This window comes from Gemmatimonadaceae bacterium (assembly GCA_036496605.1).
Classification (GTDB): Bacteria; Gemmatimonadota; Gemmatimonadetes; order Gemmatimonadales; family Gemmatimonadaceae; genus AG2.
In genome coordinates this window covers 1-17273 of sequence record DASXKV010000046.1, presented here as the reverse complement: position 1 = coordinate 17273, position 17273 = coordinate 1, and the positions used below count along the sequence as shown (strand labels likewise).

At 63.5% G+C, this 17273-nt stretch carries 11 protein-coding genes and 1 pseudogene; 2 read left to right on the top strand and 10 right to left on the bottom strand.

Features of this window, described 5'->3' with window-relative positions; all coding sequences use genetic code 11:
- Nucleotides 1–48: 48 nt before the first annotated feature.
- The 6 genes and pseudogenes from metK to VGH98_17730 form a co-directional block, all read right to left on the bottom strand.
- Nucleotides 49–1131, bottom strand: a pseudogene (gene metK / locus VGH98_17755) (methionine adenosyltransferase).
- Nucleotides 1132–1417: 286 nt separating this feature from the next.
- Nucleotides 1418–3241, bottom strand: a complete 1824-nt coding sequence (locus VGH98_17750; GenBank protein HEY2377822.1) for a hypothetical protein — start codon at nt 3239–3241, stop codon at nt 1418–1420.
- A gap of 104 nt (nt 3242–3345) precedes the next feature.
- Entirely contained in the window at nt 3346–4488 is a 1143-nt protein-coding gene (locus VGH98_17745) for a glycogen-binding domain-containing protein (protein ID HEY2377821.1), read from the bottom strand.
- An 87-nt stretch (nt 4489–4575) separates the two neighbouring features.
- A complete protein-coding gene (locus VGH98_17740) occupies nt 4576–5244 on the bottom strand; it encodes a hypothetical protein (GenBank protein ID HEY2377820.1) in 669 nt (222 codons plus the stop codon).
- Nucleotides 5241–5843, bottom strand: a complete 603-nt coding sequence (locus VGH98_17735; protein HEY2377819.1) for a glycogen-binding domain-containing protein — start codon at nt 5841–5843, stop codon at nt 5241–5243. The genes VGH98_17740 and VGH98_17735 overlap by 4 nt, the downstream gene beginning before the upstream one ends.
- On the bottom strand, nt 5836–6432 hold the full coding sequence (locus VGH98_17730) for an RNA polymerase sigma factor (GenBank protein ID HEY2377818.1): 597 nt from the start codon (nt 6430–6432) through the stop codon (nt 5836–5838). The genes VGH98_17735 and VGH98_17730 overlap by 8 nt, the downstream gene beginning before the upstream one ends.
- Nucleotides 6433–6590: 158 nt before the next feature.
- On the opposite strand from VGH98_17730, the gene VGH98_17725 reads away from it, so the two are divergent.
- Nucleotides 6591–8945, top strand: a complete 2355-nt coding sequence (locus VGH98_17725) for a prolyl oligopeptidase family serine peptidase (protein ID HEY2377817.1) — start codon at nt 6591–6593, stop codon at nt 8943–8945.
- A gap of 77 nt (nt 8946–9022) precedes the next feature.
- Here the strand turns inward: VGH98_17725 and VGH98_17720 are convergent, their stop codons facing one another.
- From VGH98_17720 to VGH98_17705, 4 genes are all read right to left on the bottom strand, one after another.
- Nucleotides 9023–11302, bottom strand: a complete 2280-nt coding sequence (locus VGH98_17720) for a hypothetical protein (protein ID HEY2377816.1) — start codon at nt 11300–11302, stop codon at nt 9023–9025.
- 192 nt (nt 11303–11494) lie between these two features.
- A complete protein-coding gene (locus tag VGH98_17715; protein HEY2377815.1) occupies nt 11495–14032 on the bottom strand; it encodes a protein kinase in 2538 nt (845 codons plus the stop codon).
- 164 nt (nt 14033–14196) lie between these two features.
- The gene (locus VGH98_17710) at nt 14197–14478 is read right to left on the bottom strand and encodes a hypothetical protein (protein HEY2377814.1); all 282 of its coding nucleotides are present in this window, start codon (nt 14476–14478) and stop codon (nt 14197–14199) included.
- Between the two features lie 89 nt (nt 14479–14567).
- Nucleotides 14568–16667: a beta-N-acetylhexosaminidase gene (locus tag VGH98_17705; protein HEY2377813.1), complete on the bottom strand. Its 2100-nt coding sequence runs from the start codon at nt 16665–16667 to the stop codon at nt 14568–14570.
- 258 nt (nt 16668–16925) lie between these two features.
- Between VGH98_17705 and VGH98_17700 the strand changes: the two genes are divergently transcribed.
- A partial coding sequence (locus tag VGH98_17700) for a hypothetical protein (GenBank protein HEY2377812.1) occupies nt 16926–17273 on the top strand: 348 nt, incomplete at its 3' end.

Here is a 17273-nt window from a genome sequence, read left to right as displayed (position 1 = left end):
GCGGCCTGGAAAGGCGAGACTTATGAGCCGTCCGCCGTTCGATCGTTAGGCTTCCCAGGCCAATCCCTGCCGCCCGAAGTGACCGTAATTCGTCGTCTGCTTGTACATCGGCTGGCGCAGCTGCAGCCTCTCGATCATCGCTGACGGACGGAAGTCGAACGTCTGAACCAGTTGCTCCGCCGCACGCCAATCGCCGGTGCCGAAGGTGTCGACGCGAACCGATACCGGCTCGGCGCGGCCGATCGCGTACGCCACCTGCACCTCGGCGCGCTTTGCGATCCCCTGCTTCACTACCTGGCGTGCAACAAAACGACCGAAGTACGCGCCGCTGCGGTCGACCTTGCTCGGGTCCTTCCCGCTGAACGCGCCGCCGCCGTGACGACCCATGCCTCCGTACGTGTCGACGATGATCTTCCGGCCCGTGACGCCGCAGTCGGCCGACGGACCACCCTCGATGAACTGGCCAGTCGGATTCACGAGCACTTCGACGCTCGGATCGAACCAACTGCCAAGGACCTCGGGACAGACGCAGCCGGAGACGTAATCACGAATCTCCTGCTGCGACACGTCGGCAGTGTGCTGCGTCGACACGAGCACCGTCGTCACTCGCACTGGCAGGTGATCCTCGTACAGAACCGACACCTGTGTCTTTGCGTCGGGGCGAAGCCAGTCGCGCTCACCGCGCTTCCGCGCGACCGCGAGGCGATGCGAGAGTTTGTGCGCGAGTTGCACGGGCAGCGGCATCAGCTCCGACGTCTCGTCCGTCGCGAAGCCGAACATGAGGCCCTGATCGCCCGCGCCGCCCGTGTCGACACCCATCGCGATGTCGGGTGACTGCCGCGAAATGAATTGCGTGACCTGTACGCCGCCGGCATTGAATGGCTCGTTAGGATCGACGTACCCGATCTCGCGAATCGCGTCACGAGCGATCTTCTCGTAATCCACCGACGCGCTCGAGGTGATCTCCCCCGCGAGGACGACCTGTCCGCTCTTGCACAGGACTTCGCATGCAACGCGGCTGCGTGGATCCGCGGTGATATGTGCGTCGAGAATGGAGTCGGCGATGTAATCGCAAACCTTGTCCGGGTGGCCTTCGCTGACCGACTCGGAGGTGAAGATGTAGTTGCTCATTTGAAGTCTATAGAAAAAAGAAACAGCCCCGACTCTCGTCGGGGCCATTGCCACGACTTAGACGGGATTGGCGGGCACCAGTCTTGGCAGGAGCCCGGCGCGCGGCCCGTCAAATCGGGAGAAATCACCGTGCGCGGTTGGAAGCTAGGAGCGACGGTCTCGCAGTGTCAAGTGGGTGGTTGGTTGTTGGTTGTTGGTTGCTCGTGGTTGTCAGCAACCAACCACCAATCACCAAACATCAATCACCAACCACCGATCACCAATCACCAACGACCAACTACCAGCATCAGCTCTTTGGACAGAAGGCGTCGATCTGTCGCTGGACGTACGGCTCGAGTTGTCCGAGGTAGTCCAGGAACTGCTTGGCCGCGTCCGGTGAGACCTCTTGGCCAGCCTCCAGCCCGGCACGCGCGACGGGAAGCGTCTCCGCGCCGAGATGAGAGAGCTCGCAACTCTGGGTCTTCTCGGTCATCTTCGGGGCGTCGGCCACCGCCGACTGCGTGATGCTGTACGCCGCCACGCCGAGGAGAAACGCCGACTGCGGAGTCCGGCGCAGCGTATCGGCGAGCGCGAGGAATCGCATCGAAAGCTGGAAATCGTCGCGCGACTTGGTACCGTTGGCCGCCTTGAGCAGAGCGTTTCCTCGGCCGAGCGCGAATTGGGCGACGAGTGCGGTGTCCTCGCCGCGCCCGAGGGCCCGCCGAAGCGCGGCGAGCGCGCTGTCCGGACGGCCGAGCTCGATCTCGCCCTGAGCAATCATCAGCTCACCGCGCTCAAGCGTCGAGTCCACCGCGAGCGCCTGGCGCGATGCGGCAAGCGCTTCGGCGAGCTGACCCTTCGCCCGGAGATCGCGCGACTGCATCGCGAGCAGTTCGGCACTCCGTGGGAAGAGCGCGATCCCGCGTGGGACGACGGTGTCCGCCTCGCTCCGTACGAACTGGGTGTAAAGGGTGTACAACTTCACGTCACCTGGGAAAGCGACGACGCCGCGCGCGGCGAGTGCCAGGGCATGGTACGTATCCCCATTCGCACGGTATGCCGAAGCGAGACGCAGGGTGAAGACGGAATCCTTCGCCGTGGCCGAATCGGTAGCGAGGAGGGCCTCGCCTGCCTTGATGGCGACAGGCCAATGTCGATTCTCGTAGGCGACGCGCCACTCGAGTCGCCGCAGCCCGAGACTGTCCGGATGCGCGTCCGCAGCGCGAACGATCAACGGCTCGGCGCGTCGCGAGCTGCCGCCCAGCACCATGGCGAATACGACACGTTGCGTCAGCTCGAGATCGGCAGTGTCGGACGCGGCGAGCCGCAGCCAGTAGCTCGCCGACTCGTCGCGCCGATGCAACGAGTCGAGTGCGATCGCGGCATTCTCGAGGCCGTGCGGATTCAACGAATCGCCCGCGAGCACCTCCTTGGCCGCGGTCAGCACCTCCGTCGACGGTGCGCCCGTCGCGCGGAGCGCCCACGTTAGGCAGACGTGCGCGAGGACGCCTGGCGGATAGGCCGCGACGGCCTCGCGCGCGGACTGGAGCGCGCGTTCCGGCTGCAGGTCGCGGAGCGCGTTCTCGCACCGGCGCTGCGGTACGAGCTCGCCCCTCGCCGCCGCGAGCGCGCGCCCGAACTGGTCGGCGGCGAGGCCGAGATTTTCCGCGGTGGCCGCCGGCAGCGGTTCCGACATGCGCTGGTCCCGCATGAGCACGAGGCGTCCCGAAAGCCGCACGCGGTGCGGCGCTCGCTCGACGCTGCCGACGACATACTCGTCGGCGCGCATGAGCTTACCCAACGTGCGGATCGTCGGCTCGTCGAGCAGCGTGTCTTCCGGCATGCCGGCCTTGGTGAGCTGCCAGCCAATGTCACCGCCGGAAATGACGTCGACCTCACGCTTGTTCGAGAACTTCGCGACGCGTCCACGAATCTCGTCCGCGGCCTTGTTGCCAAAGCCGAAGTCGGCCGTGCCGCGCGGGACGAAGGTCGTGATGAGTAAACCCTGACGGGTGAACTCGGGAGTCTTCTTTTGCGCCTCCGCCGGAGCGACGAGAAGCGCGCCGAGCAGGAGGGTCAAAGCGAAGTTGGCGATTGCAGCGCCGCCGTTGGCGCGCAGGATCGATTTCACGCGTTCTTTCTCCGAAAACCGTGCATCACGAGCATCCATCGAATGTCGCCGGCGAGACGGAAGCTCGCCAGCAGCCAGGGCCGAACTGTCGATAACGAGCCGTGCTACGGCACGACGAGCAGGCCAACGTCGCCGCCAAATTCATCCGAGACACGAGGCAAATTCGGCGGAACGCCCCACGCGCCGCCATCGACGCGAATCGCGACGCGATGCGTCCCCCGTGCGATGATCCGCTCGATGGTCCAGTCACCGTTAGGCACTTGTGACATGTTGACGGGCTCCCAGTCGGTGAAGTCAGCCATCAGTTCGACCATCTTGGCCGACCGAAGACGCACCGTAACGATACGCACCGAGTCACCCCTAACGTTGACGTCGATGCGGCCGCCATCCATGTCCGGACGGTCACGTACAGGGCTCGTCACAAGCCCTGGCCGGGCGCTCGAGGTCCCGAAACGCATTGCCACCGATAGATAGCGGGTGGTCGGCACGCCTCGAGAAGCATCCTCCAGCGCTTGGCCGCCAGCGAAGACAAGGGCCGCGCCCCTCGCGAACCAGAGGACGATGCTGGCCGAACCCCAACTCTGGTACTGCGATTGCCTGATCGAGACGGCGCGGAGGCCACCGCCGAGGAGGAGCTCCACGGGCCCGTTTCGGTGCGTCCAGTACCCAATCGCGTCACCGTATCGATCGAGCAGACCAGTGTCGGCACGCATGCCGGCATCTGTGAACGCGAGCGCGATGGACAGCTCGTCGTGCCCCAACGGGTCGAGGAAGACGTAACCACCGGTGTGTGCATTCAGCACTCGCCTGCTGACATTGCTCTGGGTGACCGCGCCACCAGCTGCGCCGAGAAAGACACCGCCTAACGAGCCAGTGAAGTGCTCACGTGCCAGCAGCTGCCAGCCCAGCGACGGCGCGGCATTGCTGAGACCAAAGGCACTCGCCATTCCGCCAAGCTCCCAGCGCAGCCGTTGCGATGGCGCGGCATACCGTGACGCAGAAAGGACGCCCTGCCCGCTGTAGAGATCGTTGGGCGTGCGGGCCGCGATGCCGTTCATCGTCAAGGCAAACTGCGGCGTCAAATAGCGGAGCTGTCCGGAGGCAGTCAGGACGCCGTTCGAGAGGTTCGACTGGCTGAGAAGCGCTCCGCCAAGGTCCAGAAAGCCATCGGCGACACCCGCCGCCTGACAGCGTCCGCGGACCGCCATAGCGACGAGGAGAAAGCCGGTGAGCGCAAGCCGATGCACCGGCTAAGCGTACAGCCGGGAACACGGGCCGAAAAGGCGGTTGCGCAGCCGTCGCGATCGGTGTCACGCGGCCCCGGCAGGCGCCAATCAGGGCTTCTTGCCGCTCCCCGCCGTCATTTGGCCTGGCGCCGCGGCGTCGCCCGTCGCGATGCCACCGCCCGGCGGGAGCACGGCATTCAGCCCGCGCATCCGAACATCCAGCGCTGCCTGAGGCGAAGCACCAGCGGCGACAAAGGTGCGAACGTCGTTATTCAGCGCGATGAGCTGCTCGTCGCGCGCGCCGCGGCGTAAGAGATCCGCGACGACGCGCGTGGCGCGAGCCACGGGCACACCGCTGGCAACCAGTTGCGTGAGCACGCCGAGCGGGACGGCAACCGATTCGTTAGGCCGGATGGCGCGCATTGCCGCGAGCGCTTCACGCGTCGCGCCGTAGGCGAGAGCATCGGCGCCCGCAGCGATGTCGCGCGGCCCCGGGTTGGGCGCGAGTGCGTCGCGGGCGACTTCGAGGCGCTGCATGAGCGCGGCCACGGCAGCTTGAATGCGTGGACCAGCGGCGCGCTTCGTCGCTCCCTCGAGCGCCTTGTCGAAGATTGGCTCGGTCGGCAGCCCGCGCGTGCGAGCGCTGTCGATTGTGCGCAGCACGGCGGTTTGCGTCTCGACGTCGAGCTTTCCGTCGAGACGTGCACTCGGCGACTCCTGCGCGGCGAGGCGCAGCGGCAAACCGACGGCTACGACGAAGACGAGAGCGCGCATCATGGCCGGCCGACGAGAATCACCGATCCGATGACGCCGAAGTCGGGATCGCTGGCGACTGGCGCATGCTTGTCGACAGTCCACACGGAATCGACGAGAAACGCATATACATGCCGGCCGCGCTGGATCGGCACGGTCACCGACCAGAGCGTGCTCCCAGGTTCTCGCTCGAGCGTCGTCGCATGCGCGTCCCAGTTATTGAAATCGCCGACGAGCACGACGTGACGTGCGCGCCCGTCGTAGACGAACTGCGTCGGCACCGGAACCGCATCCGCGCCGAGCGCCGGATTGCTCGCGGGCACAATGGGAGCGGCAACGATCGGTACGTCCTCGCGGCCGGATCGTGATCGCACGAGGCTCACCGCGATCGCGCCGCCGAGCATGACAACGACCGCCGCCGCCGTCACAACAACTGGCCAGTAGCGGCGCCCGAGCCGAGGCGGCCGGAGGAGATCGTCTTCGTTAGGCGCGATATCCTGCGCACGTGTTCGCGCCGCCGCTGCCACGACGCGCGCGACGGCGTCGTCGTCGACCGCGGGGAGTTCGCGCAGCGTCTCGAGCGCACGATCGACAATCGGGCCTGGCTCGCCGCGGTCAGTCACGGTGCACCCCTGCGAGACGCGTGCGTAGATAATCGCTCGCGCGCTTCACACGCATCTTGAGCGCCGATTGCCTGACGCCAGTGATGCGCTCGATTTCCTGATAGGAGAAGCCTTCCACGTAATGCAGCAAAAAGATCTCGCGATTGTACTCCGGCACTTCGGCCAGCGCGCGACGGACCTCGGCACCCCATTCATGATCGAACGACGCATCGGGACGGTCGGTCGACGGGACGTCGAGCAACGCGCCTTCGTCCAGCCGGTCGAAGGATTCACGCCGCTGCTGCAGCAGGTTCGCGGTTCGGCAGCAGTTGCCAAGGATACGGAAAAGCCAGGAGTCGAAACGCTGTCGTTCCTCGTAGCGGGGCAGGGCTCGATAGAGTCGGACAAAGGTTTCCTGCACGACGTCGTCCGCATCCGCGGAATCGCGGAGCATCCCCTGCGCGAAGCGCATGCAGCGCGCGTAGAAACGCGCGACGATCGCCTCGAAGGCCTGGATGTCGCCGAGCTTTGCCCGATCGACGAGGGCAGAGTCGACGGCTGGCCGTGCCGGTTCGGGATCGGGCAATTGGGAAGCGGACAGAGCGTTCATGCGGTCACCGATAAGCTAAACCGGGGCCCACCGCCTCCCGTCACCGCTCTCTGACAACGAGAGGTCATTGGGTGCGCGTATTACTCGACGGACCGCGCACCGGACATCAGATTCCGATGCCCCCGTCCGTCAGTCCTTAACCTCTAGCCCGTACCCCCGTGCCTAACATTCGCGCCTGGCGCGCGTGGACACTGATCGGCGCAACGACGCTCATTGGGACCGCGGCCTCCGCCCAGTCCAGGCGTCCGATGACGTTTCTCGATGTCCAGAATATGCGGCAGGTCGCCACGCCGGACCTGAGCACCGACGGTCGATGGCTCGCTTACACCATCAGCGTCCCCGACTGGAGAGAAGCCCGTCGGCAGTCCGACGTCTACATCGTGAACACCGAGCGCGGCATCGCGAGCACGCGCCAGCTCACGTACACAAAAGAAAAGACGGAGACGACGCCGCGCTGGTCGCACGATGGGAGCTACCTCGTTTTCGCCTCCGACCGCGATGCGACGGCGCGCGAGAATGCGCCCGGCGGATCGGTCGCGCCGCGCGCGGTCGCCGCGCCGAACCTGCCCGCGGGTGGCGCGTTCGCTGCCGCGGGCGGCGGTGGATCAGGCAACCAACTCTACGTCATTCGGCCGGATGGCGGCGAAGCGCGCAAGATCACCGACGCGCGCGACGGCGTCTCGACGTTCGCATTCGCTAAAGACGGCAAATGGCTCGTCTATCGCTCGGGCCGCGCGGAGGAGGAGCAGCTGTACGCGTTGTCCGCTTCGGCGATCGCGAGCGGCGACTCGCTCAAGCCGGTGCAGATCACGCATCACCCGACGGGCGTTGGCCTCTGGCAACTCGCCCCCGATTCTCGGCGCATCTACTTCGTTACTTCCGATACGGTCGACAAGGACGAACGCGCGCGCTTCGACAAACGCTTCGATGTTCGCGTCCGCAATCCGGAGACGCCGATCTCGAGCCTCTGGATGGTCGATCTCGACAGTAAGCAGACGACGCGTCTGACGCACGACACGTCGTATAGCGTCGGCAATTTCACGATTTCGGACGATGGCAAGTGGATCGGCTTTCATGGCATGTCGCCCAATCGCTATGAGCGCAACATCCTCGAGCAGAACGACAACGCCGACCTGTATCTGCTCGAAGTCGGGACGGGCAAGATCGAACGCCTAACGAACAACAAGGACATCGGCGAGGGGCCGGTGAGCTTCTCGCCTGATGGACGTTTGGTTGCCTTTAGCGCGCCCGACGACTTCCAGTTCATGCATCTCAACAAGATCTATGTTCGTGAGCTCTCGAATCGCGGCGGTCAGTTCAGGAAGATCGGCGGAAGCTTCGATGGGGACGTGACTATTGGCTGGTGGTCCAAGGACGGCAGGACCATCTACTTCAACGAAGGGATCAAGGCGACGGATCAGCTGTGCTCCATCGACGTCGCGTCCGGCGAGGTGAAGCAGCTCACGCACGAAAAGGCGGCGCTACGCGCCGCGGAAGATGGGGAGAGCGGCCGCATAACGATCACCTACTCCGACCCGAAGACGCCGACGACGCTCTTCACGGTCGCGTCGGTTGGGGGCATCGCCGATCGTTCGAAGTGGGTGCAATTGACGGATGCCAATCCGTGGGTCCGCAACTCGATCGATCTCGGCGAGGAAGAGGAGGTAACCTGGAAGTCACGAGACGGCCGCATGGTCGGCGGCGTGCTGGTCAAGCCAGTCGGTTATCAACCGGGGAAGCGCTATCCGCTCATCGTCGCCATTCACGGAGGCCCTGCCGCGGCAGACGTACTGGGCTTCAATGGAGGCTACGGCTCGCAGGTGTACGCGGGCGCGGGCTACGCCGTGCTCATGCCCAACTACCGTGAGTCGACGAACTACGGTCAGCGTTTCAAAATCGAGAGTCAGGGCGATTACTTCACGAAGGGATTCGACGACATCATGACCGGCGTCGACTACCTCATCGGGCAGGGGATCGTCGACAGCACGCAGATGGGCGCGTTAGGCTGGAGCGCCGGCGGACACTACTCGGACTGGATTCTCACGCACACGAACCGGTTCAAGGCGATCAGCACCGGCGCGGGCACCTTCAACTGGATCTCGATGTACGGCGAGAGCGACACGCAACGTCTGCGTCAGTGGTACCTCGGCGACAAGCTCTGGTACGACGACATGGAGCACTGGTGGCGCCAATCGCCGGCGGCGTATATCAAGAACGCGAAGACGCCGACGTTCATTCACGTCGTCGACGGCGATCCGCGCGTGCCGCGCCCGCAGAGCGAGGAGCTCCACATGGCGCTCAAGCGGTTAGGCGTGCCGACCGAGTTCTGGGTGTATCCGGGAAATTCCCATGGGATACCCGATCCGCGGAATCAGTATCTCAAGTCGGTTGGCGAGATGGCGTGGATGGATTATTGGGTGCGTCACAGCGGTCGCAAGTTCCAGTGGCGCGACGTGCTGAAGTCCGTGGAGGATGCGCCTAACGGGAGACCGACGGTGTCGATGACCCCGTAAGCGTCGCGAGCCGCTACCTAACGTGAACGGCGGCTCCGTGCGAGCCGCCGTTCACGTTTCAGCAACCGCCATGCTGATCAGCCGATCGGCGCGGGAACAGTTGGGAATGTGGTACCCACCGGCAGCCCAGCATCGGGCGCGATATCAAGGAATGGAGTGATTTGCCCAGTGCTGAGGAGCACTTCGGACTCCGCCTTGAAATTCAGGCTCCCGTTGCTGCCCAGAGCAGACAGTGGAATCGTGACGTGGATCTCGTCACCCACGTACTCGGCGGCGAAGTTGCCGACGCTGACCGATGAAGTCCCTTGAATCTCGATCAGCTGTGCATTGCCGCTATTGAAGCCCGAACCGACGAGCATGACATAATCGACGCCGATCTTGTCGGCATCGGTGTGGGCGGCATCGAGACCGGAAAGTCCCGTCGTAATGTCTTTATCGGTGTCGAACGAGATGCGACCTATCGTGCTACTGACACGGGAGCCGGGCGCAAATCGGATCACTATGCTCAGATTGCCTCTGGCTGCTGTCAGCGACGCAGAGATGAGGTCCGGAGCCGGGATTTGTTCCGGAGGCTGCGCCGCATCTCCGGTGGAGTCGCCCACCTCGCCAGAGAAACTTTGCGTGATGGTTATTGTCGCGTCGGCATGCTTGGACGGATCGGCAACCGATGTCGCGCGGACCGTCGCCGTACCGAGTGCGTTTGCGATCAATTCCACGGCGTTGCCGGCGGGCTTAATACCGATCGCGCCACTTGGATTGCTGCTCAAGATCGTCCAGTTCACCGCGGTCGAGGCTTGGGTACCCTGTGTCAGCGCCACGGTTGCATTCAGTACGGGCTCGTCATCCACCTGAAGGTTCAGCGAAGGCTGATCGATCGACACGCTGGCGATTGGCGATACAATGCCTTGCTCCGTGAACGTGACGCTTCCCTGCAGCAGAACAGGTTCGTCGCCGGTATCGAACAGCACCGCGTCGAGGAGACCCGCGGCGGTGACCTTGAACTGATTCGGGCCTACGGTTTGAGAGAGGAAGGGACTACCGCAGGAGTATCTACCATTACCCAGTTCGGTCGCGGCAACGCTGCTGATGTGAGCGGCTGTAAAATTGGCTCCCGCGGTGAGGGCCGTACACGTTAGGCTCGCACCCAGAACATCCGGACTGAGTCCCCCTTCGCCAACATCGTGCACATACGCAAGGTGCACGACGAGGTCACTGCCTGTTTGGGTGCCGGCAACCGCTTGCTGCGCGTCGCCGCTGAAAATCGCCATCTGCTCGGGGAAAGCCGGGGAGATTGAGCTGAAGCCGTCGCCGCTCTGGACGATCCCACCCACGCCCGTATCGAACGCGTACACGGTACGCACTCCAGCAACCCAGCTCAGACCGCGACCCAAATACGACAGCGTGCTCGCGGCAAATCGCACTAGCGGATTGGATGAATGAATCGCCGAGCCGATCTGCGGCGGAGGACAGTTGCTGGGCGGCGGCGCATCCGCCAAGAATCGGGTTGGCTCCGGATGATTCGGATTGGTGCTGTACTTGACGAGCAGCTGTCGATCGTCACCAGGATTCGCCAAGCAGGTGCCGACGGTCGCCGGCGAGGCGAGCTTGATTACCGGATCGGTCGTGATCTGCACGCAATGATTCTGGCTGAGCCGAATGCCGAGGCCACTCGCGCAACCACCCGACGACTCGGAATGGAGGCTCGAGATGTCCTGAACGGTTACGGTTACGGGGCCAGTCAGGGGAGATCCATCGACATTGGTCGCCCAGATCCCACTGCTGTTTGATGTGAATCGGACAGAGTTGGGTAACGTGCCTCCCGTGGTCACGGTCACGGTCTGACCCGAAGGAATGGTCGTCGGTACGACCGCCGTTACGCAGCTCGTTTTGTCCAGACAATCCCAGCCCTGCTCGATGCGCACCTTGATGGGAAGCGTCTGGCCATCTACGAGCGTGATGAAGTCGTCAGTATCGACATTCTTCAAACTGCGCGCGTCGGCACCGAACACCACGTCGGCGTGCGCAATGTTCTTCGTCCCGACGGCCACCTGAATACGGTATTGGTGTGTGAGGTCGATCGGAGTCCCTTTGGTGTTCCAATTTGCAGAATAGAACTGGTTCGTTAGGTCGACCTGAACGCCCGATGGCGGAAATGTCTTCACGACGGCGTTCGTGCTCTGGTCCGTGATAACAAACGAAACGGGCAGTCCGGCCTGGAACGGATCACCGTAGCCCGGTGCCTTGTTCGGGTTGCCGACAATCGGAGGCAGGAAGAACACGTCGGTATTACCGCCGTGATTGCCGTCAACGATCTCTTTCCCCGCTTGTCCCGGACGCAGCTGCCGCGGATCGGTCATGCGGTCCGAGCAGGCCGAGACTCCGAGAGTTACCAGCAGCAAAAGGAGCGGGAAGTATCTTCGCGTTAAAGAGTTCATAGCAACCATCCTCGGTTAGTGAAAGCAAATGAAAGGCGACGGAAGATGTTAGCCGTCGGTAGAGCGCAGAAATTCTGTTGCTGATGCTGGCGCTTCGCGTGGAACTCCGCTTACTCAGCGGCCGGATGCGATCAGCGTCTTGAAGCGGGGACTCTTCTGCAGATCGCGCCACCACCAAGCATTCATCCGGCCGAAGCCGGCGCGGTGCTCTGGGTGTGTCGCGAAAGCTTGTTCGATGAGCGTGATTGCCTGGTCGGTTTCGCCGAAGTTTTCGTGGGCGAGAGCCCGCAACGCAACCAGCTCTCCACGCGGATCGATGTCTGGACCCGCTGCCGTTCGCTCGAGAACGTGGTGCGCGCTGTCACTCAAGTTCGCGCGATAGAGAACGATTGACGTGAGGATCTCCGCCTCACGCTTCTGATACTCCCACATCGGCTTCGGTGTGATCTGCTCCAGCTCACGAACGAGGTGCCAGGCCTCATCTGGATCCGGCGTGACTGCTTTAGTGAAGGACAAATACAACCGGCAGCGGACGAACGCCGGAGTCGCGGGGAACCGGCGGTGCCCTTCATCGCACCAGTGAAGGGCGTCGGAGAACTGCTCGAGATTGTACGACGTCTGGAACATCGACCAGAGAATGGTGGGCGCGGCGCGGAGGTAGGCATCGGTCTCGTACGCCTTGCGCGCAGCTACCATTGCCTCCGACACATTCTTCTTTGCGTCTTCGATGACGCTGAGCGCCTGCCATGCAGTGGCACGCCGGGGCGCGAACGTCACCGCGTCACGAAGGTCGCGTTCCGATTTGTCGAGAATCGCGTCGATATCTTGCTGGTTTCGAACCAGTCCAAGAGACACGGGATCATAGATGAGCCGAGCGCGCATCTCGAGCGCGCTCGCATCGCGGGGATCGAGCTCCAGCGCCCGGGCCACATACCGCAGACCGGTATCGGCGTGGGCACGAATCTCAACTGGATCCCTCGTCAAACGCGCTCTGATATGAGCGATCGTGGCGCGTTGGACGAGCGGCTCCGACCACTGTGCATCGAGTTCCGCGGCTCGTGCGGCAAGCGAATCGGAGATGGCGTACTGTCGCGCGGCGCCGACGCTGTCACCAACCTCGCTCAATTGTTCGGCTTGGCGTCGACTATTATCGACGCGCTGCACCAGCGCCCACGCCTCGACATTCGTCGTGCCGCTCCGCAACTCGCGCATCCGTACTTCTTCGCCTAACCGCTGGCGCAACAGGTCCGACACCCGTTGCACCAGCGAATCGCGCGCACTCAGAAATGCTCCCTTGGGCACGTCGAATCCCGAACGGTCCAGATCAACGCCACTCGATCCATCGACGAGCCTAACGGCGACGTGCAATTGATTGCCAGCCGGTTCGATGCTGGCCCGCACGAGCGTTCCCACATGCAGTGCACGCGCAATGCTGTCGGTCGCAATGGACGTTTTGGCAAACGGTGCCACGCCCTCAACCGATATCACCTGAAGCCCCTCTACCTCCCCGAGGCGATCGATGAGGGACTTGGTCAATCCAGTCGCGACATCATGGAGCGACGAGTCGCGGCTCAGATCTTCCACATATAACACGGCCAAGCGGCGGAGATCGACGTCGCCGGAAAGGACGTGGCCGGTCTTCGGCTTCGGCGGCCACAAATAGTACCTCGCGGCAAGGCTTCCAGCCGCCAGTAGCAGCATCGCCGCCGCACCGTACGCCAGCGTGCGACGGCGTCGCCTCACGACTTTGATTCTTGCGGTCTGCGCTTCGTGCTGCCTCGTCTGTGCGCGCGTCCGCCGCGCGTACGTGCTCGTCGCGCCCTGCCCCAGCAACGCGTCCTTGAACTGTGCAACGGTCGCGAAACGGTCCGCCGGTACCTTCTCGAGGGCGTGCATGATCGCGCCCTCCAACTCGTCAGGCACTGTCCCACGGACGATCTGGATCGACGGCGGCAGCTCCATCGTGTGCCGCGCCATGATCGCGATCGCGTTAGGGCCCGTGAACGGCACCTCGCCCACCAACATCTCGTACAACACGCAGGCGAGGCTATACAGATCGCTCCGCCCGTCGATGTTCTCGCCGCTGAACTGCTCGGGGCTCATGTACGCCGCGGTGCCCACCGACATACCGGTCTGCGTCAGCTTTTCCCCGCCGGCATCCTGGATCACTCGCGCGATTCCATAGTCGGCAACGACGGCGTGCCCACCGTGCAGGAGGATGTTCTCGGGCTTGATGTCTCGATGGACGACGCCAAACGAGTGCGCATACGAAAGCGCGTCCGCGACCTCGCACGAGATCGCTATCGCGTCGTCGATCGGCAGTTGCATCTCGCGCTTGAGCCGTCCGCGGAGCGACTCGCCCTCGACGAACGGCATTACGTAGTAGAGCAGTCCGTTCGCGTCGCCCGAATCGAAGACCGGCAGAATGTGCGGATGGTTGAGCCGGGCGGCGATCTGGATTTCGCGTTTGAAGCGATCGCTGTCGATCGACGACGACAGCTCCGGGCTCAGAACCTTGATCGCGACGCGCCGGCCGTGCTTGAGATCTTCGGCCAGAAATACCGTAGCCATCCCGCCGCGCCCGACCTCGGACTCCACGGCGTAATGCTCCTGCAGTGCTTCGCGAAGCTCTTCGAGTAATTGCGACGACACAGTCGCGACACCTGAACGAAGAAAGGTTAACGCGCTCTAACGTACAGGTGTTTGGGCAAGGCGCCAGAGCGATGTTATCCGCCGCCGCAGGCCCAGTAAATGATACGGCCGGGACATGACATTGGGGTCACATCCCGGTCCTGGGTCTGTCGTGTGTAGTTTGACTACGACCGCGGCTCGGCGCGCTCGAAGATGGAGGTCAGCTCGCTTTCCGGCAGCGCAGGCCAGTCCTCCGGATAATTCCGGACGTAGCGCGACTCGGCGCCGTTGAAGAACCGAAGCGATGATTCGCGCGGATCAGGACCCGTGCGAACTCGGAACACGGTGCGGACGACCCATCGTTGATCGTCGATTGTAACTACTCGCAGCGAACCTGGCTTCATGTGCACCCCCAAATCGGTGATGCACGCCAAGGCAAAGTTCATGCGCGGTGTGACCGCAGTCACGAAAGCGCGATCGCCCAGCGAAATCGTTGCTGCGTGGGGCTAACCGTGCCTTTTGCGAGCGGACGTTTGTCGCGAATCCGCTACAGGAGCTAGCGCAAACTCGACACTGTTGAACCCGATTTCGGCAATCGAATTCCCACCGAATCGGGCGGCGGAAGCCGACGCGTCCGCGACCACTCGCGGCGTGCTTGCGTCAGCCGATCCATGCGATCGATCCAGAGCTGGGTCGCCTTGTCGTAACGGGCAAGCACATTCCCTTCCCAATACGGCTTGTTCTCACGTCCCCATGCTTTGTCATAGAGCTCTCGGCCGAGCGTGTACCCGTCGCGCAAGTCCTGTGTCCGTCCGTTTGTCCCGCTGATGTCCGAGAGGTCTCGGCCAGCGTTGGTCCGGCCCTCCCGCGACGTGTCCGCCGCGGCGGCTCGGGCGTACATCGCCGAAATCTCGTCCGCGAACTGGAATTTCATACCGATGAAGTCGACCCGACGGGCACCGAGCTCCAGCGCGTCGAGCGCATCGGCCTCGCGGAGTCCGGGTTGAGCCTGGCGCGCCCTGGCGACGTTCACGAGCGCGGATTCGGCAAGTACTCGCAAATCGTGAAGCGCCGGCCGAATGCGATCGGCCGTTAGCATTCCCTCATCGGTGTATGGATCGAGCCAGTAGAGGAAATCGTTCGCGTCGCCGACGCCCTGGCGCTGCAGCACCGTGTGCGCGGCGATCAGTTCCCGCTGCGCGGCGTCGATGAGGCCGGTGGTATCGCCATGGAAGACGCGGCCGAACGAACGCTGGAAGTCATCGATGCTGCTCTCTCCCTGCTGCCAGCTTGCCGCGGCGCCGAAGAGTACCGCGTACCAGGTCTGATTGAAGAGCGCCTCACCGTCGTCGTCCCAGCTCGTGTTGAGAGCGCCCGTAACGCCAAGCCGTTGGCCGTCGCGAATGAATCCCTGGATGTTGGCGAGGGCGTTGGCGAAGTTGGGCCAGACGCGGCTCCAGTTGTTGACGCCGGGCGCCACCCACGTCTCCAGACCCGCGTCGGTGAATGGCGTGATCAGGCGATCGAACTTTGGCGCGGGATCGTACTCCCACGCGACGGCGATCATGTCCTTGGGCAGCGTCTTTACGAGATCCGGGCTATTCTGCGCGATGTCGCCCCAGAAGAGGAACCGCTTGCCGGTCGGCCGGAGCGCCTGCTCGATCTGCTGGAGAAAGCCGATGTAGACGGCGCCGAGTCCCTTGGCGCGGACGCTATCCATCGTCTGGCCGCGGCCGAGCTCGAAGGTCTCGTCGGCGCCGAGGTGGATGAAGCGGCTCGGAAAGAGGGTATCAATTTCGGCGAACATCTGCTTGATCAGGTCCATCGACCCCGGCTGTCCCGGCGCGAGCACGTGCCCGTGGGGCGTCTCGGCGAGCGGCGAGTAGATCTCGTACTTGAGCAGATGGTGGAGGTGCCCGAAGGCCTCCTGCTCGGGGATCACATCTATATGGTATAGGTTGGCGTAGGCGACGAGTGCGCGGACGTCGCTCGCCGACATCGCCCCGCCCGGCGGCGCGGCAAGGGGGTTCGAGGCGTAGGTGAGCGTTTGCTCGAAGTAGGGTGAGTAAACGTTGATTTTGTACTCGGCGAAGGTACGGACCTGTTTTTTTTGGAACTCCAGGGTTGGCACAGGTCCGCGTGACAAGTCGTCGTGGAGGCCGCGGTAGCGAAGCGCGGGCCAGTCGCGGATGCGGACCCGGTGGAGCGTCGCGCTCGGACCACTGCCTTCGACCAGTTGCTTGACCGTCTGCGCGCCGTAGAAGACGCCGGCGCTCGTCGCACCGATCACCGTGAGGTGCGTGCCCTCGCTGATAATGACGTAGCCTTCGTCGCGGGCGGGGCCGGTGAGGGTCAGCTTCTGGGCGACGAGGAGCCTCTGGGCAGTTGGCGAGCTGGCGCGGAGAAGAGTGATGCGCGCACTTGCCGCTCCAGTTGCGACGCGGGCATTGACGCCGCGGTCGCGGAGGGTCGTCGCGAGGTCGTTCGCGGCGAAGCGGTCGTCGGCGTTGGCGGGAGCGTCGATCGTGAGGCCGTTACGCAGCGCGGTCGTGCCGAGCGGCGTGATTTCGCGTGGCTTCGGAATGAGAGCCAATTGAGCATTCAGCGCCGTGGTGGCGACGAAACTCAGAAGAAAGAAAGGGCTTCGTAGCGTCATGAGAGACTCGCACCAGTAGAGTGTAGAAAGTATTGGGCAGAGGGTAGAGGGTGGAGAGTATTGGGTAGAGGGCAGAGTGTAGAGTGTACAGAGTGGCCGTCTACCCTCTACCCTCTACCCTCTACCCTCTACCCTCTACCCTCTACCCTCTACCCTCTACCCTCTACCGCGGTTAGGCCGCCGCAGCCGGCGTGCTTTCGCTCACCGGAAGCGTTACAGCTGATGCTTCTACTCCCGTAGGCGTCGGTGCTACTGCCGGTGCCTTTGCAGCACCGGTTCTCCGGCGTCTCGCACGGCCTGCCACGCATGCAACAGCGATTCAGTGAGACGAACTCCGGAGTCGTTCGGAGATTCCGTCGTGCAATGACGGCGACGGGCTCCATCTGGGTGTCGGCGCAGCTCGAGACGAAGCTGGCGCTGCTTCGCGGTCTCCCCTTTCGCGCCGCGACTGCCCACGTCCTGATGGAACGCGTGCGCGGTAAACGTCACCACGACGTCGTCGAGTCGCTTGCGGGCGGCGGTGAGATCGACGCCCGTGAGCGATGCGGCATTCTCGTCGAGAAACGGTTGCGCGCGGAGCAGCGCATCGAGTACAGCATTCTCTTG

Coding starts and splice junctions, on each gene's coding strand:
- VGH98_17730 (HEY2377818.1), bottom strand. CDS start 6,432: ATGAACGCTCTGTCCGCTTCCCAATTGCCCGATCCCGAACCGGCACGG.
- VGH98_17720 (HEY2377816.1), bottom strand. CDS start 11,302: ATGACCGATCCGCGGCAGCTGCGTCCGGGACAAGCGGGGAAAGAGATC.
- VGH98_17740 (HEY2377820.1), bottom strand. CDS start 5,244: ATGATGCGCGCTCTCGTCTTCGTCGTAGCCGTCGGTTTGCCGCTGCGC.
- VGH98_17705 (HEY2377813.1), bottom strand. CDS start 16,667: ATGACGCTACGAAGCCCTTTCTTTCTTCTGAGTTTCGTCGCCACCACG.